This window comes from Neoaquamicrobium microcysteis (assembly GCF_008180155.1).
GTDB lineage: Bacteria > Pseudomonadota > Alphaproteobacteria > Rhizobiales > Rhizobiaceae > Aerobium > Aerobium microcysteis.
In genome coordinates this window covers 81615-107393 of sequence record NZ_VSZS01000057.1, presented here as the reverse complement: position 1 = coordinate 107393, position 25779 = coordinate 81615, and the positions used below count along the sequence as shown (strand labels likewise).

Annotated in this window: 24 protein-coding genes; 13 read left to right on the top strand and 11 right to left on the bottom strand. The window is 64.9% G+C overall.

All coding sequences use genetic code 11. The features are described from left to right. Nucleotides 1-31 precede the first annotated feature (31 nt). From ccoN to ccoP, 4 genes are read left to right on the top strand one after another with little or no spacing between them, the layout of a single operon-like run. Complete coding sequence (gene ccoN, locus FY036_RS06080) at nt 32-1648, top strand: cytochrome-c oxidase, cbb3-type subunit I (protein WP_148913819.1); 1617 nt, start codon at nt 32-34, stop codon at nt 1646-1648. Between the two features lie 12 nt (nt 1649-1660). Continuing rightward, on the top strand, nt 1661-2392 hold the full coding sequence (gene ccoO, locus FY036_RS06075; protein WP_148913818.1) for a cytochrome-c oxidase, cbb3-type subunit II: 732 nt from the start codon (nt 1661-1663) through the stop codon (nt 2390-2392). A gap of 9 nt (nt 2393-2401) precedes the next feature. Next, complete coding sequence (locus FY036_RS06070; RefSeq protein ID WP_148913817.1) at nt 2402-2554, top strand: cbb3-type cytochrome c oxidase subunit 3; 153 nt, start codon at nt 2402-2404, stop codon at nt 2552-2554. A 1-nt stretch (nt 2555) separates the two neighbouring features. Beyond that, entirely contained in the window at nt 2556-3410 is an 855-nt protein-coding gene (ccoP, locus tag FY036_RS06065) for a cytochrome-c oxidase, cbb3-type subunit III (RefSeq protein WP_148913816.1), read from the top strand. Between the two features lie 77 nt (nt 3411-3487). On the opposite strand, the gene iolB is transcribed toward ccoP, so the two are convergent. The 5 genes from iolB to FY036_RS06040 are packed head-to-tail and all read right to left on the bottom strand — an operon-like array spanning nt 3488 to nt 9167. Then, nucleotides 3488-4297, bottom strand: coding sequence for a 5-deoxy-glucuronate isomerase (gene iolB / locus FY036_RS06060; protein ID WP_148913815.1), 810 nt, complete (start codon nt 4295-4297; stop codon nt 3488-3490). Between the two features lie 4 nt (nt 4298-4301). Continuing rightward, nucleotides 4302-4487: a DUF3329 domain-containing protein gene (locus tag FY036_RS06055; RefSeq protein ID WP_148913814.1), complete on the bottom strand. Its 186-nt coding sequence runs from the start codon at nt 4485-4487 to the stop codon at nt 4302-4304. Beyond that, entirely contained in the window at nt 4484-5368 is an 885-nt protein-coding gene (gene iolE / locus FY036_RS06050; protein WP_148913813.1) for a myo-inosose-2 dehydratase, read from the bottom strand. The genes FY036_RS06055 and iolE overlap by 4 nt, the downstream gene beginning before the upstream one ends. 4 nt (nt 5369-5372) lie before the next feature. Continuing rightward, nucleotides 5373-7223, bottom strand: coding sequence for a 3D-(3,5/4)-trihydroxycyclohexane-1,2-dione acylhydrolase (decyclizing) (gene iolD / locus FY036_RS06045; RefSeq protein WP_148913812.1), 1851 nt, complete (start codon nt 7221-7223; stop codon nt 5373-5375). A gap of 21 nt (nt 7224-7244) precedes the next feature. Then, nucleotides 7245-9167: a bifunctional 5-dehydro-2-deoxygluconokinase/5-dehydro-2-deoxyphosphogluconate aldolase gene (locus tag FY036_RS06040; protein WP_148913811.1), complete on the bottom strand. Its 1923-nt coding sequence runs from the start codon at nt 9165-9167 to the stop codon at nt 7245-7247. Nucleotides 9168-9298: 131 nt separating this feature from the next. Here FY036_RS06040 and iolG point away from each other — a divergent pair, with 131 nt between their 5' ends. Then, the gene (gene iolG / locus FY036_RS06035) at nt 9299-10288 is read left to right on the top strand and encodes an inositol 2-dehydrogenase (RefSeq protein WP_148913810.1); all 990 of its coding nucleotides are present in this window, start codon (nt 9299-9301) and stop codon (nt 10286-10288) included. 7 nt (nt 10289-10295) lie between these two features. After that, the gene (locus FY036_RS06030) at nt 10296-11120 is read left to right on the top strand and encodes an SDR family oxidoreductase (protein WP_148913874.1); all 825 of its coding nucleotides are present in this window, start codon (nt 10296-10298) and stop codon (nt 11118-11120) included. Nucleotides 11121-11147: 27 nt separating this feature from the next. Here the strand turns inward: FY036_RS06030 and FY036_RS06025 are convergent, their stop codons facing one another. After that, nucleotides 11148-11990, bottom strand: a complete 843-nt coding sequence (locus tag FY036_RS06025) for a MurR/RpiR family transcriptional regulator (protein WP_148913809.1) — start codon at nt 11988-11990, stop codon at nt 11148-11150. Nucleotides 11991-12121: 131 nt separating this feature from the next. On the opposite strand from FY036_RS06025, the gene ccoG reads away from it, so the two are divergent. Genes ccoG through hemA form a run of 5 tightly spaced genes read left to right on the top strand, consistent with a single transcriptional unit; the run spans nt 12122 to nt 17831 of the window. Next, complete coding sequence (ccoG, locus tag FY036_RS06020; RefSeq protein WP_148913808.1) at nt 12122-13672, top strand: cytochrome c oxidase accessory protein CcoG; 1551 nt, start codon at nt 12122-12124, stop codon at nt 13670-13672. Between the two features lie 4 nt (nt 13673-13676). Beyond that, entirely contained in the window at nt 13677-14174 is a 498-nt protein-coding gene (locus tag FY036_RS06015; RefSeq protein ID WP_161601101.1) for a FixH family protein, read from the top strand. Then, on the top strand, nt 14171-16405 hold the full coding sequence (locus tag FY036_RS06010; RefSeq protein WP_148913806.1) for a cation-translocating P-type ATPase: 2235 nt from the start codon (nt 14171-14173) through the stop codon (nt 16403-16405). The genes FY036_RS06015 and FY036_RS06010 overlap by 4 nt, the downstream gene beginning before the upstream one ends. Then, a complete protein-coding gene (gene ccoS, locus FY036_RS06005; RefSeq protein ID WP_148913805.1) occupies nt 16402-16563 on the top strand; it encodes a cbb3-type cytochrome oxidase assembly protein CcoS in 162 nt (53 codons plus the stop codon). Before FY036_RS06010 ends, ccoS begins: the two co-directional genes overlap by 4 nt. Before the next feature lie 53 nt (nt 16564-16616). After that, on the top strand, nt 16617-17831 hold the full coding sequence (gene hemA / locus FY036_RS06000; RefSeq protein ID WP_148913804.1) for a 5-aminolevulinate synthase: 1215 nt from the start codon (nt 16617-16619) through the stop codon (nt 17829-17831). A gap of 8 nt (nt 17832-17839) precedes the next feature. On the opposite strand, the gene FY036_RS05995 is transcribed toward hemA, so the two are convergent. Genes FY036_RS05995 through FY036_RS05975 form a run of 5 tightly spaced genes read right to left on the bottom strand, consistent with a single transcriptional unit; the run spans nt 17840 to nt 21966 of the window. Then, complete coding sequence (locus FY036_RS05995; RefSeq protein ID WP_148913803.1) at nt 17840-18607, bottom strand: ABC transporter permease; 768 nt, start codon at nt 18605-18607, stop codon at nt 17840-17842. 60 nt (nt 18608-18667) lie between these two features. Continuing rightward, entirely contained in the window at nt 18668-19672 is a 1005-nt protein-coding gene (locus FY036_RS05990; RefSeq protein WP_148913802.1) for an ABC transporter substrate-binding protein, read from the bottom strand. Between the two features lie 34 nt (nt 19673-19706). After that, nucleotides 19707-20498, bottom strand: coding sequence for a nucleoside phosphorylase (locus FY036_RS05985; RefSeq protein ID WP_148913801.1), 792 nt, complete (start codon nt 20496-20498; stop codon nt 19707-19709). Continuing rightward, nucleotides 20477-21229, bottom strand: coding sequence for an ABC transporter permease (locus FY036_RS05980; RefSeq protein WP_148913800.1), 753 nt, complete (start codon nt 21227-21229; stop codon nt 20477-20479). The genes FY036_RS05985 and FY036_RS05980 overlap by 22 nt, the downstream gene beginning before the upstream one ends. Then, nucleotides 21226-21966 carry an ABC transporter ATP-binding protein gene (locus tag FY036_RS05975; RefSeq protein WP_235897554.1) on the bottom strand — a complete coding sequence of 247 codons (741 nt, stop codon included), beginning with the start codon at nt 21964-21966 and terminating at the stop codon, nt 21226-21228. The genes FY036_RS05980 and FY036_RS05975 overlap by 4 nt, the downstream gene beginning before the upstream one ends. Before the next feature lie 333 nt (nt 21967-22299). Here FY036_RS05975 and FY036_RS05970 point away from each other — a divergent pair, with 333 nt between their 5' ends. Next, the gene (locus FY036_RS05970) at nt 22300-24936 is read left to right on the top strand and encodes a DNA translocase FtsK (protein ID WP_148913799.1); all 2637 of its coding nucleotides are present in this window, start codon (nt 22300-22302) and stop codon (nt 24934-24936) included. Nucleotides 24937-25042: 106 nt separating this feature from the next. Beyond that, entirely contained in the window at nt 25043-25741 is a 699-nt protein-coding gene (locus FY036_RS05965; RefSeq protein WP_235897553.1) for an outer membrane lipoprotein carrier protein LolA, read from the top strand. The last annotated feature ends 38 nt before the right edge of the window (nt 25742-25779 follow it).

Here is a 25779-nt window from a genome sequence, read left to right as displayed (position 1 = left end):
TGCGTTGATGCCGCCGACGGGGGTTGAGGGAATGAGATTTGGAGCTGCAATCATCGGCGTCGGCCTGTTCGCCTTCGTCGCCCTTGTCGGCGCTGCCTTCGGCGTCGACGCGCCGTTCAGGCAGCATATGTGGGTGCTGTTCTTCACGCTTTCAGCGTTCGCCGTCATCCTGATGCGCCGAACGAGTTTCGCCCCTGCCGCGCCCGCCGACCCGGCCTCATACATGGACGAGCCGGTGCGCTACGGCGCGATCGCGACAATGTTCTGGGCCGTGGTGGGGCTGCTCGTCGGAGTGGTCGTCGCGCTGCAGCTCGCCTGGCCCGACCTCAACATCGAGCCGTGGCTGAATTTCGGGCGCGTGAGGCCGCTGCACACATCGGCGGTCGTGTTCGCATTCGGCGGCAATGCGCTGATCGCGACGTCGCTCTATGTCGTGCAGCGCACCAGCCGGGCGCGGCTCTTCGGCGGCGATCTCGTCTGGTTCGTCTTTTGGGGCTACCAGCTCTTCATCGTCATGGCGGCGACGGGCTACCTCCTCGGCATCACCCAGAGCCGTGAATATGCCGAGCCCGAATGGTATGTCGACATCTGGCTGACGCTCGTCTGGGTCGCCTATCTCGTGGTGTTCCTCGGCACGATCCTCAAGCGCAAGGAACCGCATATCTACGTCGCCAACTGGTTCTACCTCGCCTTCATCGTGACCATCGCGATGCTGCATGTGGTGAACAATCTGGCGATGCCGGTGTCGCTGCTGGGCTCGCGCTCCTACTCCGCGTTCTCCGGCGTGCAGGACGCACTGACCCAGTGGTGGTACGGCCACAACGCCGTCGGCTTCTTCCTGACGGCGGGCTTTCTGGGCATGATGTACTACTTCGTGCCCAAGCAGGCCGATCGTCCGGTCTATTCCTACCGCCTGTCGATCATCCACTTCTGGGCGCTGATCTTCCTCTACATCTGGGCCGGTCCGCACCACCTGCACTACACCGCGCTGCCCGACTGGGCGCAGACCCTGGGCATGGTGTTCTCGATCATGCTGTGGATGCCCTCCTGGGGCGGCATGATAAACGGCCTGATGACGCTATCGGGCGCATGGGACAAGATCCGCACCGACCCGATCATCCGCATGATGGTGGCCGCAATCGCCTTCTACGGCATGTCGACCTTCGAAGGCCCGGTCATGTCGATCAAGGCGGTCAATTCGCTCAGCCACTACACCGACTGGACCATCGGGCATGTGCATTCGGGCGCGCTCGGCTGGGTGGGGCTGATTTCATTCGCAGCGATCTATCACATGGTGCCGAAGCTGTGGGGCCGGGCCCGGCTCTACTCCGACCGTCTCGTCATCTGGCACTTCTGGCTGGCGATGATCGGCATCGTCATCTACGCGGCCGTGATGTGGGTGTCGGGCATCATGCAGGGCCTGATGTGGCGCGAGTACGACGCGCAGGGCTTCCTGGTCTACTCCTTCGCCGAAACCGTCGCCGCCATGTTCCCCTACTACGTGATGCGCGCGTTTGGCGGGGCGCTCTATCTGGCGGGCGCGCTGGTCATGACCTTCAACATAACGATGACCATCCTGGGCCATCAGCGCGAGGAGGACCCGATCGGCGGCGCCTCCTTCCAACCCGCCCTGAAGCCGGCCGAATAAGGACTTCCAGACATGGCTTTGATGGACAAGCACAAGATCATCGAAAAGAATGCAACGCTGCTTCTGGCCGGTTCTCTTTTCGTCGTCACGATAGGCGGCATCGTCGAGATCGCGCCGCTGTTCTACCTCGAGAACACCATCGAGAAGGTGGAAGGCATGCGGCCCTACTCTCCGCTCGAGCTGGCCGGGCGCAACGTTTACATCCGCGAGGGCTGCTACGTGTGCCACAGCCAGATGATCCGGCCTTTCCGCGACGAGGTCGAGCGCTACGGGCATTACAGCCTTGCGGCTGAATCGATGTACGACCACCCGTTCCAGTGGGGTTCGAAGCGAACCGGACCGGACCTTGCCCGCGTGGGCGACCGCTATTCGAACGAATGGCACGTCCAGCACATGATCGAGCCGCGCTCGGTGGTGCCGGAATCGGTGATGCCGAGCTACGCCTTCCTGAAGGATACGCCGCTCGACACCCGCAATTTCGGAACGCACCTGGTGGCGCAGCAGCGCGTGGGCGTGCCCTACACCGACGAGATGGTGGAAAACGCCGTCGCCGACCTCAAGGCGCAGGCGGACCCCAATGCGGACACTTCCGGCGTGGAGGCGCGCTACCCCAAGGCAAAGCTCGGCGACTTCGACGGCGACCCGGCGCGGCTGACCGAAATGGACGCGCTGGTTGCGTATCTCCAGATGCTCGGCACGCTGGTCGACTTCTCGACCTACGACGAAGCCGCCGGCTACCGATAGGAGGGCGCGATGGAAACCTATACCGCGCTGCGCCAGTTCGCCGATTCGTGGGCGCTGCTGGCGATGACCCTGTTTTTCATTGGTGTCGTGATCTTCGCCTTCCGGCCGGGCAGCCGGAAGCAGGCCGACAACGCCGCCCGTATTCCCCTCGAGGACGAATGACATGAGCGAGAGACAGATCGACGAGACCAGCGGCGTCGAGACGACGGGGCACGAGTGGGACGGAATAAGAGAGCTCGACAACCCGATGCCGCGATGGTGGCTTTGGACGTTCTACGCGACCATCGTGTGGGCGCTGGCCTATACAGTGGCCTATCCCGCATGGCCGATGATCTCGTCCGCGACAACCGGATTTCTCGGCTATTCGAGCCGCGCCGACCTGCGCAGCGAACTCGGCGCGATCGAGGACGGCAAAGCCGGATATGTCGCGCGGATCGCCGAACTGCCGGTGGAGGACATCCTGGCCGACGATGGGCTGCGCCAGTTCGCCACCTCCGCCGGCGCTGCCGCCTTCAGGGTTAACTGCGTGCAGTGTCACGGTTCGGGCGCCTCCGGGTCCCCGGGTTATCCCAACCTCAACGATGACGAATGGCTTTGGGGCGGGACGCCTGAAAACATACGCATCTCCATCGCCCATGGTGTGCGCTTCGCAGGCGACGGCGAGACGCGTTTCTCGCAGATGCCGGCCTTTGCCGACATGCTCGACCGGCAGCAGGTGAGCGCCGTCACCGCCCATGTGCTCGCGCTTTCTGGCGAGGGCGACGGTTCGGAGCCCGGCGCGCAAATCTTCGCCGACAATTGCGCCTCATGCCATGGCGAGGCCGGAAAGGGCGACCCCGAACTGGGCGCACCCGACCTGACAGACGCGATCTGGCTCTACGGCTCGAGTGTGGAGGCGATCGCCGCGCAAATCCGCGCCCCGCAGCATGGCGTTATGCCGGCCTGGGCGGAGCGCCTCGGCGACACGACCGTGAAGGAACTGACGGTCTATGTCCATTCGCTCGGCGGCGGCCAGTAGGCCCCCTCTCGGGCCCCGTCGGAGCGGACGGGTCGGGCCTGGCAGCGACGCCGGGCCCGGCCTCGTCGCGGACGCGACTACTTCAACAGCCACTCATGCTCGGGCGCATTGTGGAACTTCCACGTGCGCTGCGGACCTGCCATGACGTTTAGATAATAGAGGTCATAGCCGTGGCAGGCGGCGCAGGGGTGATAACCCTTCGGCACCAGCACCACGTCGCCGTCCTCGACCGCCATCACCTCGTCCAGCTCGCGCACGCCGTGGTCGTCGGCGTCGGTGTAGACGCGCTGGAAGGCGAAACCCTGCTGCGGGTCGAGCCGATGGTAGTAGGTTTCCTCGAGATGGGACTCGCGCGGCAGGTCGTCCCTGTCGTGCTTGTGGGGCGGATAGCTCGACGTATGGCCGCCCGGCGTGATGACTTCCACCACCAGCAGCGAATCCGCCGGCTCGCCTTCAGGCAGGATATTGGTGACATGGCGGGTGTTGGTGCCCTTGCCGCGCACTTCCTGGCCGAGCATGTCCGGCGCGATCACGCGTGGAGGCAGCTTGCCGCCTAGCCCCGGTGCCGTGCACACGGCCAGTTCCAGCGGCGTGGTCGCGGTGATCGACCAGCGCGACTCCTGCGGCACATAGAGAGACCACGGCTTACCCTCGAAGGGCGACATGCGGTCGCCGAGCGTGCCGAAATCCTCGCCCGCGACCGAGGCTTCGCCCTTGCCGGTCACGAATACGAGGCAGGCTTCACGTCCGCCAGTCACGGCTTCGACTGTTTCGCCCGGCGCCAGCCTGAAGAGCTCGAAGCCGACATAGGTCCAGCCTGCGCTTTCCGGTGTCACCGCGATGACGCGGCCTGATTTTCCCTGCGGTTTGATTTGCAGTTTCGACATCGTGCTAATCCTGCTTCGGCGGCTCGTAGGCGATCAGGAAGCTCCAGACGCCATAGGCTGTGGCCGCGCCAGCCATCATCGCCCAGCCAGTCTGGCCGTTGATCCATTCCAGCACGGCCCAGCCGGCACAGGCAGCGACGATCAGTGCCCGGATCCACAGCGGGCGGAAGAAGTCTTCGCCGCCCTTCATGACAGACCCGCCTCAGCCAGGAACCGGGAGACGTTGGCGTGCCCGAGCTTCGCATAGGCGGCGGGCTCCGCCTTTTTCGGGTCCTGCTCGGCTTCGACGACAACCCAGCCGGAATAGCCGCTCAGTTCCTTCAGCACCCGTACATAGTCGATCATGCCGTCGCCAGGCACGGTATAGACCCCTTCGAGGACGGAATTGAGAAACGACCAGTCCTCGCGGTTGGAACGCCACATCACCTCCTCGCGGATATCCTTGCAGTGAACGTGACTGATGCGGTCGCGATAGTGGCGGGCGAGGCGCGCCGGATCGGCCCCGCCCCATGTCGCATGGCCGGTGTCGAGCAGCAGGTGAACCGCGTCGTCCGTCACCTCCGTGAAGCGGTCGATCTCGGCTTCGGTCTGCACGCAGGTTCCCATATGGTGATGGTAGACGACGCGCAGCCCGTACTCGTCCAGAATGGCTGCCGCGAACGCGCTGTAGCGCTGTCCAAAACCCGTCCACTCGTCTTTAGCCAGAACGAGACGTGCGGACAGCGGCAGCGACCTGTCGGAATGGATGGCGTTGGACGTTTCGGCTGCGATGAAGACCGAGCAGCCCATCGCCTTGAGGAGCGATGCGTGGTCGCGCGCCGCTTCCAGCTCCGCCTGCACGTCCCGGCGAAGCAGCTCCGTCGAATACCAGCCGCCTACCAGGGCCAGCCCATGAGCGTCGAGGACCGGTCTCAGGCTTTCAGCGCGGCGGGGAAACTTGTTGCCCAATTCCATGCCCTCGAAGCCGGCGGCCTTCGCCTCGGCCAGGCACCGTTCCAGCGGTATGTCGCCGCCGATCTCGATCATGTCGTCGTTCGACCAGCCGATAGGGTTGGCGCCGATGCGGATCATTCAGTCAGTCTCCCAGCCTTTGCAGCTTCACCGCGTCCTCGTAGGCGCGGCGTTTCTCCAGCACTTCCGCGCGTTCGCTCACTTCCGGCACGGCGACATCCCACCAGTAGCCGCCCGCCTCGGTAGACGCGAGCGGGTCGGTGTCGATGACGATGACCGTGGTGCGGTCGTTGCCTTTCGCCTTTTCCAGCGCACCTTCCAGTTCGGCAATCGACGCGACCTTCACCGCAATCGCGCCGAGGCTCGCGGCATGGGCCGCGAAGTCGATCTGTGGCAGCGTTTCGTGGCGCGTGTGCTCCAGCAGGTTGTTGAAGCTCTCGCCACCTGTGGCGCGCTGGAGGCGGTTGATGCAGCCGAAACCGCGATTGTCGAGCAGCACTATGGTCAGCTTCACGCCGAGCATGACCGAGGTGGCGATCTCGGAATTGAGCATCAGGTAGGAGCCATCGCCCAGCATCACGACGACCTCGCCATCCGGTTTCGCCAGCTTCACGCCGAGGCCGCCCGCGATCTCGTACCCCATGGTCGAATAGCCGTATTCGGCATGGTATGAGCCGGGCGCGCCTGCCCGCCACAATTTGTGCAGTTCGCCCGGCAGGCCGCCTGCCGCATGCAGCAGCGTGACATCGGAGCCAAGCGCCCGCTGGACTGCGCCGATGACCTGCGCGTCCGAGGGTAGCGCGGCGTTGGTGGCCGCGAGCGCTTGGTCGGCATCGCGCCTCCAGGAGGTTTTCCCCGCCTTGGCATCGTCGGTCCAGGCCGCTGGCGTGCGCCAGCCACCGAGGGCAGACGAGAGTTCCGCCAGCCCCTCCCGCGCGTCGGCCACCAGCGGCAGCGCGCGGTGCTTGCCTGCGTCGAAGGGCTGGACGTTGAGGCCGACGATCTTCTTGTCGCCGTTTTGGAACAAGGCCCACGAGCCTGTGGTGAAATCCTGAAGGCGCGTGCCGACGGCAAGGATGAGGTCGGCTTCCTGCGCCAGACTGTTTGCGGCCGACGTGCCGGTCACGCCGACAGCGCCCATGTTGAGAGGGTGGTCGTCCGGCAATGCCGACTTGCCGCCCTGCGTCTCGCAGACGGGTGTTCCCGTCGCTTCCGCGAAAGCCGCCAATGCGGCGCTGGCCTGCGAGTAGAGCACGCCGCCGCCGGCGACGATCAGCGGGTTCCTTGCCGCCTTGAGGGCATCGAGCGCCCGCCCCAGTTCGCCGCTGTCGGGACGTGGACGCCGCGGGGTCCAGATACGCTCCTCGAAGAAAGTTTCCGGATAATCGTAGGCCTCGGCCTGCACGTCCTGGCAAAGGGCGAGCGTAACCGGCCCGCAATCGGCCGGGTCGGTCAGCACCTGCATGGCGCGCGCCATGGCGGGCACGATCTGCTCGGGCCTCGTGATGCGGTCGAAATAGCGCGACACAGGGCGCAGACAATCATTGGCCGATACGGTGCCGTCTCCGAAATCCTCGACCTGCTGAAGCACGGGATCGGGGATGCGGCTGGCGAACACGTCGCCCGGAAGCAGCAGCAGCGGCAGCCGGTTGACGTGGGCAAGCGCTGCCGCTGTCACGAGATTGGTCGCGCCGGGGCCGATGGAGGTCGTGGCGGCCATCATCCGGCGGCGGAAGCTTGCCTTGGCGAAGGCGATCGCCGCATGGGTCATGGCCTGCTCGTTATGGGCGCGATAGGTCGGCAGCTCGTCGCTGACATGCCACAGCGCCTCGCCAAGGCCGGCGACGTTTCCATGGCCGAAGATGGCCCATACCCCGGCGAAAATCGGTACGGTTTCGCCGTCGATCGCGGTCTTCTGGGCAGCGAGATAGCGCGTCAACGCCTGCGCCATGGTCAGCCTGATGGTGGCGGTCATGTGTCTCCTCCTCGGCTGCGACTATGCCGTCGCCGGACCGCGCGCGGCAAGCCAGCTTCGGCACAATGCGTCGAAACGGCCAGCCATATCCGAGATCGCCGCCTCGTCATCGATGTCTCCGGCAAGCCAGTTTGCAGCGGCATCGCCGAAGAGCGTTCGGCCGACGGCAAAGCCTTTCACCACTGGCGCGCCGGCGGCGGCGCGGAAGGCTGCCTCCAGCTGCTCGGCAGGCGCTTCCAGCCCCAGCATCACCACGCCGCGACAGTGTGGGTCGTTGTCTCCGATCACCTTGCCGATCGCGTCCCAGGCGGCGGGGGAAGCCTGCGGCTCGAGCTTCCACCAGTCGGGCCTGATGCCGAGCGCATAGAGTTCGCCCAGGGCCTTGGCCAGGGTATCATCCCCAAGAGCTCCGTGCCTGCTGGATATGATCTCCACCAGCAGCTCGCGCCCGATCTTTCGCGAAGCCTCGAACAGCGCGCGCAGCTTCTGCTGCTGCTCGTCCTTCAGCCCGGCCGGATCGTCAGGGTGGTAGAAGCACAGGCACTTGATGCAGTGATCGACCGGCCATTCCACCAACTGCGAACCGATATCCTGCGAGAACTCGAACCGCAGCGGCCGCGAGCCGGGCTGCTCGACGGGACGGCCGAGCCAGACGAGCGGATGGTTGGCGAACTCGGCCATGGCCTTGCGGCCGTGGCGCTCGTCCAGCAGCATTCCGCAGCCGGAATGCCGGGCAGCGACCTTCGCCGCCGCTTTGACTGCCAGAACCTTGAAATCGGCAATTCTATCGGCCGGTGCACCGGCCCTCGCGGCGATATCCTCGAGCTGCGAGCGATGGTCGATGGCGAAGGCCATCAGCGAAGGGATATCCGCTCGCCTAGTGGTCGCCCAGTGGACGTGGTTCAGCGCTTCGTCCTTGCGCAGCGCCCGGTGCGGGCTTCCATTGGCAAGGAAATACTGCAGCTCCTCGAATGTCGGTATTTCGGGTGAGCAGAGCAGGCGCGAGACGGCGAACGCGCCGCAGGCATTGGCCCATGTGGCGGCGGTCGCGAGGTCTTCGCCGCCCAGCCATCCGCGCAGGAAACCGGACATGAAAGCGTCGCCCGCGCCCAGCACGTTGTAAACCTCGATGGGGAAGCCGTGCCCGACAATGCCGTCTTCGAGATCGTTGGGGATAGGCCCGTCATAGACGATGCAGCCCATCGGCCCGCGCTTGAGAACGATGGTTGCCGAGGAAAGCTCGCGGATCGTACTCAGTGCGCTCGCTAAATCGCGATCGCCCGACGCGATCATGACCTCTTCCTCGGTCCCGACGATGAGGTCGCATTCGGGAAGCACCGTGCGCATGCTGGCGGAGACGGCATCGGACGCGATGTAGCGGTTGTCGCCGGCATCATGGCCGGCCAATCCCCACAGATTGGGGCGATAGTCGATGTCGAGCACCACCTTGCCGCCCGCCTCTTTCATCAGCCGCATCGCCTTGCGCTGGGCCGCCTCCGTGCCGGGCTTCGAGAAATGGGTGCCGGTGACGACCAGCGCGCGCGCAGAGGCGATGAAAGCCTCGTCGACGTCGTCCTCGCAGAGCGCCATGTCGGCGCAGTTCTCGCGGTAGAACAGCAGCGGGAAGCTGTGATCGTTCTCTACCGAGAGGATCGCCAGCGCCGTCAGCCGCGCTGGGTCGGTGACGATGCCCGTCCCGGCGACGCCTTCGCGCCGCATCTGCTCGCGGACGAAACGGCCGAACTGTTCGTCGCCGACCCGGGTGAGCAGCGCCGAGCGAAGCCCCATGCGCGCCGCGCCGATGGCGATGTTGGCCGGGCAGCCGCCGACCGATTTGGCGAAGGATGCGACATCCTCCAGCCGCGTGCCGATCTGCTGGCCGTAGAGATCGACGGATACGCGGCCCATGGTGATGACGTCGAGCGTGCGCGAAATCTCCGCCATCTTGTCCTCCGGTGCGTTGCGTGGCCAACTGGACGCGTGTGGTCCGGCATTGTATGGAAGCGCATGAAACATAGGTTCCGTTGATACGTCAATCTGGAACGAATATTCCATACGGGTTTGGAGGACCTTGCATGCTTTCCATCGCGCTTCTGGGGGCCGGTCGCATCGGCCAGATCCATGGCCGCACCATCGCCGCTTCGCCGCGCGCCCGGCTGGCTGCCATCTGCGACCCGATGCCGGAGGGCGCGGCCGCACTTTCTGCCGCGACGGGCGCTCCCGTCATCGATGTCGATGCGGTTTTCGCGTCGGCGGATATCGACGCCGTGCTTATCGCGACGCCCACGGACACGCATGCCGACTTCATTGATCGCGCGGCTGCCGAGGGCAAGGCGATCCTTTGCGAGAAGCCGGTGGACATGAGTTCGGCCCGCATCCGCGAAACTCTGGCGCGGGTGGAAAAGGCTGGCGTACCGCTGATGATCGGCTTCAACCGGCGCTTCGACCCGAATTTCGCAGCCCTGCAGAAGCGGCTGGCGGACGGGGCGGCGGGCGAGGTCGAGCTGGTCACCATCCTGTCGCGAGACCCCGCGCCGCCGCCGGTCTCCTATATCGAGCGTTCCGGCGGGCTTTTCCGCGACATGATGATCCACGATCTCGACATGGCGCGTTTCCTGCTGGGCGAAGACCCGGTCGAGGTGCAGGCGATGGGCTCGGCACTGGTGGATGCGGCAATCGGCGCGGCCGGCGATGTCGATACGGCGGCGGTGCTTCTCAAGACGGCGTCGGGCAAGATCTGCCAGATATCCAATTCGCGCCGGGCTACCTATGGCTACGACCAGCGCATCGAGGTGCATGGGTCGAAGGGCATGCTTTCGGCCGGCAACGTGCACGAGACGACGGTGCAGTTCGCCGGAGCAAGCGGCATAACCGCCGACCCGGTGCAGAACTTCTTCCTCGAACGCTACGCTGCGGCGTATCGCGCCGAGGTGGAGGCGTTCATCGATGCGGTCGAAAAGGGCATGCCGCCGTCGCCATCCGGCCGTGACGGGCTGAAGGCGCAGGAGCTTGCCGATGCGGCGACGGAGGCCTGCTTTTCCGGCAAGCCGGTGAGGCTCGGCTGACATGGCGATGGATTTCAGCTCTCTCCAGCCGTTGTCTCTCGAAGGCAAGGTCGCGGTCGTCACCGGCGCCACGCAGGGTCTGGGCGAGGCCATCGCCCGCCTGTTTTGCGCACGCGGCGTTGCGGGACTCGTCCTGACGGGGCGCAGCCCGGAACGCGGCGAGGCCGTGCGGGCGTCCCTCGCAACGTCGGGCGTGAAATGCATCTTCGTTTCAGCGGACCTCGAAAAGACCGAGGCTGCCGGGCACATTATCGATGCGGCGGATGCCGCGTTCGGCCGCGTAGACATTCTTGTCAACGCAGCGGGGATCACCGATCGCGGGTCGATCTGGGATACCTCTCCCGAGCTGTTCGACCGCATGTTCGCGGTGAATGTGCGCGCGCCGTTCTTTCTCATGCAGCACGCGCTGAAAATCATGAAGCGAGAGGCAATCGAAGGGTCCATCGTCAATATCATCTCGATGTCTGGGCATGGCGGGCAGAGCTTCATCAGCGCCTATAGCGCGTCGAAAGGCGCGCTGGTGACGCTGACCAAGAACACGGCCTACAGCGTCATGCGCCATCGCATCCGCGTCAACGGACTGACGATCGGCTGGATGGACACGCCCGGCGAAGACCGCATCATGAAGACTTATCACGATGCGCAGGACGGCTGGCTGGAGAAGGCGGAGCAGGGCCGGCCTTTCGGGCGGCTGCTGAAACCCGACGAGGTTGCGCGCGCGGTCGCCTATCTGACAAGCGCGGAAAGCGGGCTGATGACCGGCTCGATCATCGATTTCGACCAGCAGGTGCTGGGTGCGGGTGACGCCCCGGCCGAGCCGCCTGCAATCTAGCCATGAAACGGTCTAGACCGAGCAGGGCTAGCCGGCTCTGCGCCTTTCGGCCACCGCGACCGAAAGCGCCATGACCAGGGCCATGGTGGCCGAGAGCGACCGGAAGCCGGAGAAGTCCGCTTCCGCGACCTCCAGCCATTGCGCCGCACAGGAAACGAGCGGAGAAAACGCACTGTCGGTGACGGCGACGACGGCAACACCCCTGTCGGCCAGCAGGCGGGCGTGCTCGACCGTGTCGGACGCGTAGGGCGAAAACGAGATCGCGATCGCAGCATCCTGCGGCTGCGCCATCTGCAGCGTTTCGGGGTCGAGCCCGGCCGCGGACCCCGTCAGCACGTAGCGTATGCCGAGCTTGCCGAACGCATAGGCCAGATAGGTGGCGACCGGATAGGAGCGCCGGCGCGCGACCAGATAGATGGTTCCGGCGTCGGCCAGCAGCGCGGCGGCCTTCTCGAAACGGGCCGGGTCGAGCGATGCGGACAGCGCCTCGACCGAGCGGCCGGCGGCGGCGAGAAAGCCGTGTAGAGCCGCCTGATCCTTGGAGCCCTGCGCGGCAGTCTTGCGCAAGGCAGTCAGCCGTTCCTCGTATGAGCCGGTTCTTTCGCGCAGCCGCGCACGAAAGACATTCTGAAGGTCGCTGAACCCCTCGAAGCCGAGATGGCGGGCGAGCCGCACCAGCGTCGATGGCTGGACGCCGGCCGAGACCGCGACGCTGGCGGCGGTGCCGAAAGCTACCTCGTCGGGGTGCTCCAGCGCGTATGCGGCGACCTGCGCCAGCCGTTTCGGCATCTCGTTGCGGCGGCCGAGAATAAGCCCGCGCAGCGCGTCGAAATCGCGCGGTGCCAAGGTTGCTGTATCCGTCTCGCCCATGCCGCACCTTCCCTTGCGCGGGGGTGAAAAGCAACAGCCGCAGGATGCCGGCTCACATCATCTTGACCTGGATCAAGGCCTGCCTGCCCTGTCGGGCGCATCTGCTGGACCGGAATGTTCGGGAGAATGCAATGTCGGGCGCGGTGGAATTCGAGCGGCACGACGCCGAGGCCGTGAATTCGGCCCGGCTGCGCAAGCCGCTCTATGCAGCGCGCATGAAGATATTTCCCAAGCGCGCTTCAGGGTCGTTCCGGCGCTTCAAGTGGCTGGTGATGGCCGTCACGCTCGGTATTTACTATCTGACCCCCTGGCTTCGCTGGGACCGTGGGCCGCATGCTCCGGACCAGGCCGTGCTGGTCGATCTCGCCAACCGCCGCTTCTATTTCTTCTTCATCGAGATATGGCCGCAGGAGTTCTTTCTCGTTGCGGGACTGCTCGTGATGGCGGGGCTGGGTCTGTTTCTTGTCACGTCCACCATCGGGCGTGCATGGTGCGGCTACACTTGCCCGCAAACCGTCTGGGTCGATCTCTTTCTCGTGGTCGAGCGCGCTGTAGAGGGGGAGCGCAGCGCGCGCATAAAGCTCGACGAGGGGCCATGGACGGGGCGCAAGCTTGTGCTGCGTGCCGTCAAGCATGGGGCGTGGCTTTGCATAGCCGTCGCGACAGGTGGCGCGTGGATATTCTACTTTGCCGATGCGCCGACGCTGCTCGTCGATCTCTTCACAGGGCAGGCGGCTCCCGTCGCCTACATCACCGTCGCGATCCTGACGGCAACCACCTACACGTTCGGCGGCCTGATGCGCGAGCAGGTCTGCACATACATGTGCCCGTGGCCGCGCATACAGGCCGCGATGCTGGACGAGCATTCGCTGACCGTCACCTACAATGACTGGCGCGGCGAGCCGCGATCCCGCCATGCCAAGAAGGCGGCCGCGCGGGGGCTTTCGGTCGGCGACTGCGTCGACTGCAACGCCTGCGTCGTGGTTTGCCCGATGGGCATCGACATCCGCGACGGCCAGCAGCTCGAATGCATCACTTGCGCGCTCTGCATCGACGCCTGCAATGGGGTCATGGACAAGCTCGACAGGCCGCGCGGGCTGATCTCCTACGCAACGCTGGCCGATTACAACGCCAACATGCGGCTTGCCACCGGGAACGGCACCCATGTCATCCGCCCCGAGCTCGTGCGGGATGCGACGGGGGGGCCTTCCGGTTCGCTTGCGAATTTCGAGGTGCGCAAGCTCTTCAGGCCGCGGACCTTCATCTATTTCGCAGCTTGGGCGCTGGTGGGGCTGATGCTGCTCTATGGATTGATGGCGCGCGACCGCCTTGAAGTCAGCGTGCTTCACGACCGCAACCCGCAATATGTGCTGCTTTCCGACGGCTCCATCCGCAACGGCTACACCGTCAAGCTGCTCAACAAGATCGCAGAACCGCGCACCGTCGCCGTCTTGATGGAAGGTCTGGACGGCGGCGCGATGAGCGTCGTCGGGCACGACGAGCCCGAAGCGCGCGCTTTCTCCGTCAGCCTCGAGCCGGACAGGCTGCGGACGCTCAAGGTCTATGTGCGCCAGCCGCGCGAGCTTGTGGCCGGCAGGGTGCAGCGCTTCCGCTTCATCGTCGAGGATCGATCGAGCCTTGAGACGGATTCCTACACAGCCAGCTTCGATGCACCGGAGTGAGACAATGAAAAATCGATCATATCCGGCAAACCAGTTCACCGGCCGGCATATGCTGGCGATCATGCTTGCCTTCTTCGGCGTCATCATCGGCGTCAACGTCACCATGGCGGTGATGGCGAATACGAGCTGGAGCGGCTTCGTGGTGAAGAACTCCTACATCGCCAGCCAGGAGTTCAACCGCAGGGCCGCAGAAGGGCGGGAACAGGATGCGCTGGGCTGGCGTTCGCAAATTTCGCTTCGGGACGGCACGCTGCGCTACGCGCTCGTCGACCAGTCCGGAGCGTCGCGCGTTCTTTCCAGCGGGAAGGGTATCATCCGAAGGGCGGTGAACGATACTGGGGATCATGCCCTCGTTCTTCGCCCTGCCGGTAACGGTGCGCTTGAAGCGTCGGTCCTGCTCGAAGACGGCATCTGGATCATCGAAATTCTTGCTGAGGCGGGGCTGGAGCGGCCTTATCGGGAGACCCATCGCGTCATGGTGCGCAACAGGAGCTTCCAATGAGCTGCTGTGCTCCCGGGGCCGAGGATTTGGCGGTCGCCGGGCCGTCGCTGCCTTCCGACGAGGAGGTGCGCTTTGCTGCCCGTGATCTGGGAAACGGGACCAGCCAGATCGAGCTTTCCGTGCCGGCGGTGCATTGCGCAGCCTGCATCCAGACTGTCGAACATACGCTGCGGCTGTTGCCTGGGGTCGAGGCGGCGCGGGTGAACCTTTCCACAAGACGGGTGACGGTGCGATGGCGAGGCGCGGCGCTGCCGCCGCTGGTCGGGACGCTGGCCGGGCTCGGCTATGTGCCCAATCTCTTCGATGACTCGCAGGCAGGCCGGGACGGCACGCTGACGGAGCTGATCCGGGCCGTTGCCATATCGGGATTTGCGGCCGGCAACATCATGCTGCTCTCCGTTTCGGTGTGGTCGGGCGCCGAAGGCGCCACGCGTGACTTGTTCCATTGGGTCTCGGCGCTGATCGCGCTGCCGGCACTGATCTTTGCCGGGCGCATCTACTATCGTTCGGCTTGGGGTGCGCTCAGATACGGCCGCATGAACATGGACGTGCCGATCGCCATCGGCATCACCTGCGCCTATGCGCTCAGCCTGTACGAGACGATCAACAGCGGCCCCCACGCTTATTTCGACGCGGCGGTGACGCTGCTGTTCTTCCTGCTCATCGGACGCACGCTGGACCATGTGATGCGTAACAAAGCGCGCGCCGCCGTGCTGGGGCTGGCGCGGCTGGCGCCGCGCGGAGCGCTGGTGATCGGACCGGACGGCAGCCGCGACTACCGGCCGCTCGGCGAGATCGAGCCCGGCATGCGGCTTCTGGTGGCTGCGGGCGAACGCATTCCGGTAGATGCACGCGTTGTCAAAGGGGCCTCCGATCTCGACTGTTCACTGGTGACCGGTGAGAGCGCACCGCAGGCGATAGCACCGGGTGCGGTCGTGCGGGCGGGAACGCTCAACCTGACAGGGCCGCTGACGCTGGAAGCCCAGTCACGCGCGACCGATTCTTTCCTGGCCGAAATGATGCGAATGATGGAAGCTGCCGAAGGCGGCCGTGCACGCTACCGCAGGATCGCGGATCGCGTCTCGCAGCTCTATTCGCCCGTGGTGCACCTCACCGCCTTCCTCACCTTCCTCGGATGGATGCTTGCAACGGGCGACTGGCATCGCGCGATCACCATTGCCATCGCCGTGCTGATAATTACCTGCCCCTGCGCGCTGGGGCTGGCGGTGCCGATCGTGCAGGTGATGGCCGCGCGCAGATTGTTCGAGAACGGGATCATGGTGCGCGACGGGTCGGCGATGGAGCGTCTGGCGGAAGCCGATATCGCGGTGTTCGACAAGACGGGAACGCTGACGCTCGGCCAGCCACGCCTGACCAACACCAATGAGATCGAGCCGGCGCTGCTGGCCGTGGTGGCCGCACTTGCCGCACATTCGCGGCATCCGCTGTCCCAGGCCATCGCTGTTCATGATGGGGGCGGCGGGCCGGTTTTCGAGCGGATCGTGGAGATCCCGGGATACGGTATCGAAGCCGAAGCGGGGGGTGTCGTGTGGCGGCTCGGCCGGGCGCAATGGGCCGGTAGCGCCGGTGAGGGCACGGTGCTTGCGCGCGCCGGCGAGGTGGTTGCCCGCTTGTCCTTCGAGGATCGTATCCGCAGGGACGCGCGCGAGGCGCTGGGTGAGGTCGAGGCCCATGTGGGACCGGTCGAAATGCTGTCAGGCGACGGCGAGGCTGCGTGCACCAACGTTGCGGTGCGAACGGGGATAGGCCGTGTATCGGCCCAGTTGCTGCCGACGGACAAGGTGGCGCGCATCGAGGAACTTGCCGCGGCCGGACATAAGGTGCTGATGGTGGGCGACGGGCTGAACGACGCCCCGGCACTGGGTGCCGCGCACGTGTCGATGGCGCCTGCGACGGCTGCGGATATAGGCCGCAACGCGGCCGACTTCGTCTTCCTGCGCGAAAGCCTCTCGGCGGTGCCGACCGCCGTGGATGTGGCGCGCAAGGCCGGCAGACTGATCCGGCAGAACCTTTTCCTCGCCATCGTCTACAATTTCTTCGCCGTGCCCGTGGCCATCCTCGGCTACGTCACGCCGCTGATCGCGGCGGTGGCGATGTCGACCTCCTCAATCATCGTCATAGCCAACGCGCTGCGGCTCTCATCAGCGCCGAACCGGCGCGAGGACGAGGTGTCCGCCGCGACGGGCGTTCCGGCGGAGGAAGCGCGATGAGCATGCTGCTCTATCTGGTGCCGGTGGCACTGTTTCTCGGGGGTGCCGCCCTGCTGGCCTTTCTGTGGGCGTTGCGCGCGGGGCAGTACGACGACCTCGACGGGGCCGCCGAACGCATCCTTCTGGATGAGGAGAAGCGAGGCGATTCGGCCCGCTGAACTTGACCAGCCGGCTTCGAGGCACGATGGTGCGGCCATCACGGGAATCTATCATGGACTTCGAAGCCTTTTTTGCCACGAAGCTTTCCGGCCTGCGCGATGAAGGCCGCTATCGGGTGTTTGCCGAACTGGAACGCCGGGCGGGGTCGTTTCCCGCGGCGCGCCGCCATGCCGGCGGGACGGTGGACGACGTCACGGTGTGGTGCTCCAACGACTATCTGGGCATGGGCCAGCATCCGGCCGTCATAGGCGCCATGCACGAGGCGCTGGATGCGTGCGGCGCGGGCGCGGGCGGCACTCGCAACATCTCGGGCACCAACCACTACCACGTGCTGCTGGAGCGCGAATTGGCCGACCTGCACGGCAAGGAGGCGGCGCTGCTGTTCACCTCCGGCTATGTGTCGAACTGGACCAGCCTTTCGACGCTCGGCTCGCAGATTCCCGGCTGCGTGATCTTCTCCGATGCGGGAAACCATGCCTCGATGATCGAGGGCATTCGCCATTCCAAGGCCGAGCGGCGCGTCTTCCGGCATAGCGATGTCGCAGATCTCGACCGGCAGCTTTCGGAATACGGTTCAGACCGGCCGAAGATCGTGGCCTTCGAGAGCGTCTACTCTATGGATGGCGACATCGCGCCCATCGCAGATATTCTCGCGGTAGCCGAAAAACACGGTGCCATGACCTATCTGGACGAGGTGCATGCCGTGGGAATGTACGGTCCGCGCGGCGGCGGCATTGCCGAGCGCGAGGGGCTGATGGATCGCATCACCCTGATCGAGGGCACGCTCGGCAAGGCGTTCGGCGTCGTGGGCGGCTATATCGCAGGTTCGGCGGCGCTGTGCGACTTCATCCGGTCGTTCGCGTCGGGCTTCATCTTCACGACCGCGCTGCCGCCGCATGTGGCAGCCGGGGCGCTGGCCTCTATCCGTCATCTGAAGAACAGCGACATGGAGCGGCTGGCGCATCGCCAGCGCGTGGCGCAGGTGCGTGCGCGGCTGGATGCCATCGGCATTCCGCAGCTTTCCAACCCCAGCCACATCGTACCGGTGATGGTTGGCGACGCGGCCAAGTGCAAATGGATATCCGACCTGCTGCTGGACGAGCACGGCATCTATGTGCAGCCGATCAACTATCCGACAGTACCGCGCAAGACTGAGCGTCTGCGCATAACGCCCACCCCGCTCCACAGCGCGGGCGACATAGACCGGCTGGCGACTGCGCTTTCCAGCCTTTGGTCGCGTTGCGCGCTGGCGCGGCAGGTGGCGTAGTAGGCCTCTCAGCCTTCCACGTTGGACAGGGCGCCCGACCGGCTTTCGTGCCAGCCAAGCAGGCGTTTTTCGACCGCCCCGAGTGCGACGTAAAGCAGGTAGCCGATCAGCGACAGCAGTAGGACGGCGACGAGCACAAGCGAAACGTCGGCCGTTTCCTGACCGAGGCTGAGCAGGTATCCGAGACCGGCGCGTGCGCCCATCAGTTCGCCTATGACGGCGGCGGTCACCGCCAGCGTCACACCCACCTTCATGCCGGCAAAAAGCAGCGGCATGGCCTGTGGAAGCTCGATGCGCCACAGACGCTGCAATGCGTTCATCTTGAGGATTTTCGCCAACGCGCCGTAGTTCGGATCGATGGAGCGAAGGGCGCTCAGCATGTTCGACAGGACCGGGAAGAAGCTGACGATGGCAACCAGCACGATCTTGGGCGTGGCGCCGAGGCCAAGCCAAAGCAACAGCAGCGGCGCGATGGCGATCTTGGGTGCGGTCTGGATGAAGATGATGAGCGGATTGAGTACGACCTCGACCATGGGGAAGCGAGTGAAAAGCACTGCCGAGGCCACGCCGACAAACGTGCCGATGACGAAGCCGACGACGATCTCCATCAACGTCACGGGCACATGGCTGAAAAGGGCAGCCTGGGTGGTGAGGAACCAAAACTTTTCGGCCAGCACCCATGGCGACGGCACGAGATAGGAAGGCACGTCGAAAAGCACGACGAGGCCCCACCAGGCAAGAATGAAGCCTGCGAGTGTCAGAAGCGTGCGGATCATGACGTGTTTTCCTTCGAGGAGGGAGCCCCGGCCGCGTGACGGCCGGGGTTTATCGGCAAATCAGAGCTCGGAAGGCTTCTCGACGACGAGGTCGGCCGCGTCGAACTTCTCCGGGATCGCCTCATATTCGAGCGCGGTGTCGATGGTGGTCTGCCATGACTCAAGATTGCCGTAGCCGAAGCCGTTGGCCGTGGTGTCCTCGCTCTGCCACAAGGTCTTGACGAAGACTTCCTCGATGATCTCGGTCACCAGCTCCTCCTGACCGGCGAAGGTGGGGGAATATTCCTTGATCGCCATGGCGACTTCAGTGGCCACGTCGCCGTCGACGATGTGCCGGAGTGCCTTGTCGAGAGCGGTGATGAAGCCTTTGACCTGCTCCGGGTTGGAGCCGAGATAGGCTTCCGAGGTCACGAGCACGTTGCCCTTGGAGGGCAGGTAGTCGTCGGAAGCGATCATGCCGACATCGACGCCTTCGGCCTGCAGCGCATAGTAGCGCAGCATTGAGAAGACGATGGCGTCTACCTGATCGGCCTTCAGCGCGTCGAGGATAGCGCCTGTACCGACGATCTCGACATTGACGTCATCGACCGACTTGCCGGCCTGCGCCATCATAACCTGAAGCTGAATATAGTTGGGGCTGCCGTAGCTCGTGACGGCGACCTTCTTGCCTTCGAGATCGGCGGGCGTTTCGATGCCGCTGGCGTTCTTGAACAGGACCGCGCCGATGCCGCGCTGGTAGGTCGAATGGATGACCTTGACCGGCAGGCCGTTGGCGCGCGCCGAAATCACCGCATCGCCGTTGGGGAAGCCGAACTGGACGTTGCCGGCGGCGATGTTGTTGAGGATGTCTGCGGCGTTGGCGTAGAGGAACTCGACCTCCAGGCCGGCTTCCTCGAAATATCCGTAATGGTCGGCAACGAACATAGGCAGGTAGTAGGGCACGGCCGCGCCGTCGATCTGGATGGTGACCTTCTCCTGCGCCTGTGCGGCCGAAAGGCCAAGCGCCAGGCCGGCCGCGACGAGGGCGCCCCTGGCAAGGGTGGAAATTGCGGAAATCAGTTTCACTGCAGTTCTCCTCTGGTCTTGAGATGTGGTTGTTTCAGATTTGCTTCAGCGCGCTCGCCGCCGCCTTGGCGCCGATGCGCAGAACGTTGCGCTGGGTGGTTTCGTAATCCTCCAGCCAGCCGTCGCTGCGGCGGTGGGCGTGGACGGCGAGCACGGCGCCGGTCCTGACGCTTAGCGCCGCGCCCACGGCAAAGACGATCTCGGCTTCCATCTCGACGCCGTCGGCGCCTCGCTCGGCAAGCGTGTCCAGAATGGTCGGCTCGCCCTGTCCCGCCGCGTGGTCCGGCCGGCCCTGAGCGCGGTAGTAGCCGTCTGCGGTGGCGCATCTGCCGATGCGGCCCGGCAGTCCCAGCGCACCGCGCGTGGCGTCCAGCGCCTGCACAACGATCGGATCGGCTACCGCCCTTTCGCCGGGCTCCGCATAGAAGGTCGCGACGCCGCTATTGCGTATGGCTTCCTCGACGATGAGAAAATCGCCAAGAGACAGGTCCTGCGCGAGCGCGCCCATGCCGCCGGTGCGGATCGCGACCTCGACGCCAAGGGCTGCGAGCTCGACCATGACGATCTCGGTCGAAGCGCCGCCTATCCCCGTCGAGCAGATGCCGATCTCCACGCCGTCGATCATGCCGACGCCCATGCGGAACTCGCGGTTCTGGCCGACGATGTGGAAATCCTCCAGCACCTCAGCAGCCTTGTCCACGCGGCCGGGGTCGCCCGGCAGCAGGAACGCGCGCGGCATGTGAAGATGATGGGGAATATGGGGCGGGGTGTCGCCGCGCCACGGCCAGATCGCGGTCCGTTCCTTCAGCGCCATGACAGAAGCCATTTCTCGGTCAGCGCCAGCGCCTGATAGACGGCGATGCCGAGCAGCGACGTCACCAGGACCATGGCGAACAACAGGGGCGTCTTGTAGGTCGTGCCGGCGAAGACCATGAGGTAGCCGAGGCCTGTGCCGCCGGAGAGCCATTCCGCGAGGATAGCGCCGATGGTCGCCTGTACGGCGGCCACCTTCAGGCCGGCGAAAATCTCGGGTACAGCGGCGGGAAGCTCCACGCGCACCAGCTTCTCGCGCTGCGACAGCTTCAGGATCGCGCAGAGCGAATGCAGGTTGGCCGGCACCGAGCGCAGGCCGAGGATGGTTCCGACCATGACCGGGAAGAACACCAGCGAGACGGTAAGCACGATCTTGGAGGTGAGGCCGAGCCCGAACCAAAGGATGAACAGCGGAGCGAGCGCGATCTTTGGCGCGGTCTGGAAGAAGAAGAGGTAGGGGCCGACGATCCTTTCGATGCGCGGCCATTTGCCGAGCGCGAAACCAAGCGCGAAGCCCGCAGCCGAACCGATGGCGAAGCCTGCGACGATGACGCCGACCGTATGGGCCAGATGCGGCCAGATTGTCCCGCTGGTGAACAGCCGGACGAGCTCGGAAAAGACGGCGTCAGGCGGCGGCAGCACGAAACGCGGCACGTTGAAGATGGTGACGTAGGCCCACCAGGCGCCGATCAGCAGAAGCGGTGTGGCGACGGCGAACAGGCGACGCAGCGTTGTTTCGCTCACCGCAGTTCCTTTCGCAGCGTGGACAGCCACTGGTAGAAGCGTGGATCGTCCTTGATCGCCTCCGAGCGCTCCGGCCCGAGATCGAGATCGTGGAGCGCGCTGATGCGGCCCGGCCGCGCGGACATCACGGCCACGCGATCGGACAGGTAAGCGGCCTCCTCGATGGAGTGGGTGACAAATACGATGGTCGAGCCCGTCTCGTTCTTGATGCGCAGCAGCTCGTCGTTCATGCGATCGCGGGTCAGAAGGTCAAGCGCGCCGAACGGCTCATCCATCAGCACGATGCGCGGGCGGTAGACAAGGGCGCGCGCGATGGCTGCGCGCTGGCGCATGCCGCCTGAAAGCTCCTTGGGGAGCGCCTTCTCGAACGCGCCGAGACCAACGAGTGCCAGCATCGCGCGGGCGCGCTCGTTGCCTTCGTTCTTCGGTGTCCTGAACACGTCGAGCGGAAAGCGGACATTGTCGAGGATGGAGAGCCAGGGCAGCAGCACCGGCTCCTGAAATACGAAACCGACGTCTGAGCCCTTGGTCGGGGCGCCATCGCGCCACTCGAGCTTGCCGCCGCTGAGCGTCTCCAAACCTGCGAGGATGCGCAGGAAGGTGGACTTGCCGCAGCCAGACGGGCCGATCAGGCTGAGGAACTCGCCCTCGTGGATGTCGAGCGTCGTCGGCGCTAGGGCCTCGACGCTTTCGCCCATGCGGGAGCGGTAAATCTTGGTGACCGCGTCGGCCCTCACGAGGACCTGCGGATGCGTGCCAGCCTGTTTCAATTTTTCGACTTTGCCTAATTTAGTCTCATTATTGGGACGATGCTCGCAAAATAGAACCTTCCCGTCAAATGACATTGTTGGAGCCGCCTCACTTTTTTGCGCGGCGAAACGGCTTTTGGCGCGCTTCTGCAATCAGGCGATGCAAACGCGCGCGTTCAATCCACCTGCGCACGTATCCCGCGCGATGATAGCGCTCCCGAGGTGCATGGTTAATGGGCGCTTAACCTCCGTTGCATAGGCTGCGAGGCGATTCTGCGCGGAGGCCTGTCCCCGCGCCGACCAGATGGACGGGGAGTTGTCATGCGTTCGGGTGCATCCGCGCAAATGGTTATCGGTGATGCGGGCTACGGCCTGCGCGGCTTCTTCCAGCGCCAGCTCACCCGGGCGGCGGGGCTGGCAACGCTGGTTTTCGTGGCGTTCTGCCTCGCGAGCCTCGGCACATGGAACGTCGCCGATCCGAGCTTCAGCCACGCCACCGACAATGTGGTGACCAACGCGATGGGATACCCCGGCGCGGTGGTTTCGGACCTGTTGATGCAGTTTTTCGGGCTTTCGTCGGTGATTGTGCTGATCCCCGCGCTGGCCTGGGGGCTCTGGCTGCTGGCCGCACGCTCGATCGACCGGATACCGCGCCGCCTCGGCGCGTGGCTCGGCGGGGCGATGCTCGGCGCGGGCATTGTCGGCTGCGTCAGCGCGCCTCCGACATGGCCGCTGCCTTCGGGGCTTGGCGGCGTGGTGGGCGACCTCGCGCTAACGATCCCCGTCTGGTTTTCCGGCGGCTACCCGACCGGTGCTGCCGCCATCCTCACGGTAGCCATCTACGCCGCGCCTGCGCTGTGGCTGCTTGCCTTCGGGTCGGGCCTCATCGGCAGGCTTGTCGAAGAGGAGGTCGCGCCTGCGTCCGCCCGCACTGCCAAGCGCCGCAAGGCGCAGCAGGTCGAGGAAGAAGACGATTTCGACGAAGACGAGGACACGGGCGGTGGGGTGCTGGCCGCGCTGGGCGAAGTCACGCATTGGTGGCTATCCGCCAAGGCATTCGCGCGGCGCAAGCTGGGCGCGATGCCGCTGCCGCGCCGGCGCGAGTATGACGACGAATATGAGGAAGACCTGCCGCCTGCGCGCCCCGTGGAAAGGCGCGGACGCGTGGAGCCGGGCTTCGACGCTGCACCAGCGGTCGACGTCGAGCCGCCCTTCGACATGGACCCGCATGGCGGGCACGACGCCGGCAACTACGAATATGATGACGATTTCGACGATGACGTGATCATCCAGCCGACGCCACAGGGCGGCCCTCAGGCACAGGTACGTCACTTCCGGTCTGATGCGGCCACACGCGTCGAGGCGCCGGCCCCGCGCCCCCAGCAGGGCGCCAGGGTGCAGCGCGAGGCGCAGCGTTCGCTGATCGGCGCGGACGCCTTCGAGATGCCGTCGCTGCACTTCCTGGCAGAAGCCAAGAACGTGGCTCGCGACCCCTCGCTGTCGCAGGATGCACTGGAGCAGAATGCGCGGCTTCTGGAAGGTGTGCTGGAAGATTTCGGCGTCAAGGGCGAGATCATCCACGTGCGGCCCGGACCGGTGGTCACGCTCTACGAACTGGAGCCTGCGCCGGGCATCAAATCGTCGCGCGTCATCGGCCTTGCAGACGACATCGCGCGTTCGATGAGCGCGATCGCTTGCCGCGTCGCGGTGGTGCCCGGGCGCAACGCCATCGGCATCGAGCTGCCGAACGCCCGGCGCGAAACGGTGTATCTCCGCGAAATTCTCGCCAGCCGCGATTTCGAGCAGACCAAGTGCAAGCTGGCGCTGGCGCTGGGCAAGACGATCAACGGCGAGGCAGTCATCACCGACATCGCCAAGATGCCGCACGTTCTCGTGGCCGGCACGACCGGCTCGGGCAAGTCGGTGGCGATCAACACCATGATCCTGTCGCTGCTCTACCGCATGACGCCCGAACAGTGCCGGCTGATCATGATCGACCCGAAGATGCTGGAGCTTTCCGTCTATGACGGCATCCCGCATCTGCTGACCCCGGTTGTTACCGATCCCAAGAAGGCCGTCGTCGCGCTGAAGTGGACCGTGCGGGAGATGGAAGACCGCTACCGCAAGATGTCGAAGGTGGGCGTGCGCAACATCGACGGCTTCAACCAGCGCGTGGCGCAGGCCGAAAAGAAGGGCGAGCAGATCAGCCGCACCGTGCAGACCGGCTTCGACCGCCAGACAGGCGAGGCCATCTACGAGACCGAGCATCTCGACCTCGAGGCGATGCCCTACATCGTCGTCATCATCGACGAGATGGCCGACCTGATGATGGTTGCCGGCAAGGACATCGAAGGCGCGGTACAGCGGCTTGCACAGATGGCGCGTGCGGCCGGCATCCACGTCATCATGGCCACGCAGCGCCCGTCAGTCGACGTCATCACAGGCACGATCAAGGCCAACTTCCCGACCCGCATCTCCTTCCAGGTGACGTCGAAGATCGACAGCCGCACGATCCTGGGCGAGCAGGGCGCGGAGCAGCTGCTGGGCATGGGCGACATGCTCTATATGGCCGGCGGCGGCCGCATCCAGCGCGTGCACGGACCCTTCGTCTCCGATGACGAGGTGGAGAAGGTGGTCGCGCATCTCAAGCTTCAGGGCGTGCCGGAATATCTCGATGCCATCACCGAGGATGACGACGAGGACGACGATGGCGGCGGCAAGGGCGGCTCGTCCGGCGGCGGCAATTTCGACGATTCGGAAGATCCGTACGATCAGGCCGTGGCTGTGGTGCTGCGCGACGGCAAGGCTTCGACCAGCTACATCCAGCGCAGGCTGGGCATAGGCTACAACCGCGCGGCGTCCATCATCGAGCGGATGGAGCAGGAGGGCATCGTTGGTGCGGCCAACCACGCCGGCAAGCGCGAAATCCTGGTGCCCACGGAGGAGGACAAATTCTAGTTACCTGCAACCGAAGCGGCGACCGTTCGTTTCATCTGGCGTGGTCAGCCGTATTTCGGCCCAACTGACCGCCTAGCTCACGACCATGAACCAAGGACGAATTGCGATGGAAACCATGGCGAAGACGATGCCTACGAAACTGACCGAAAACATCTCGCGGCGCAGCTTTCTGGGAACAGCCGCCATGGGACTGGGCGTGCTTGCGCTGGGCCAGTTTGCCGGCCCCTTCCTGAGCGTCGGCCATGCGCAGGCGGGTGGTGCGGCACAGCGCATCGCAGACCATTTCTCCAGCGTTCGCACCATGATGGGCGAGTTCGTACAGTTCGGCCCCCGTGGCGAGCAGACCGGCGGCAAGTTCTTCATCGAGCGTCCCGGCAAGGTTCGCTTCAACTACGAAGCCCCGTCGAGCTTCCGCGTTACCTCCGACGGGCAGACCGTCGTGCTAGAAAACACCAAGATGCGCACCGCCGACATCTATCCGCTTTCGCGCACGCCGCTGAAGCTGTTGCTGGACGACCGCATCGATCTGTCGGGCAACAAGGTGCGCAGCGTGAAGGAAGAGGCGGACCTGACCACGATCCAGCTGGCCGACCAATCCGTGTTCGGCAATTCGACCATTACGATGATGTTCGATCCGAACAACTACGAGCTGCGCCAGTGGACCATCACCGACGCGCAGGGCAAGGACACGACGGTCATGATTTTCAACGTCGAGCAGGGCGTGAACTTCGACCCATCGGTGTTCGCGATCGACCACAGGCGCGTGCAGGAAATGCAGCAGCGCGGCCAGAGCGCCAATCGCTGATGGTTTCTGTGGAATAACGCGACGAGCCGCGCCAGTCG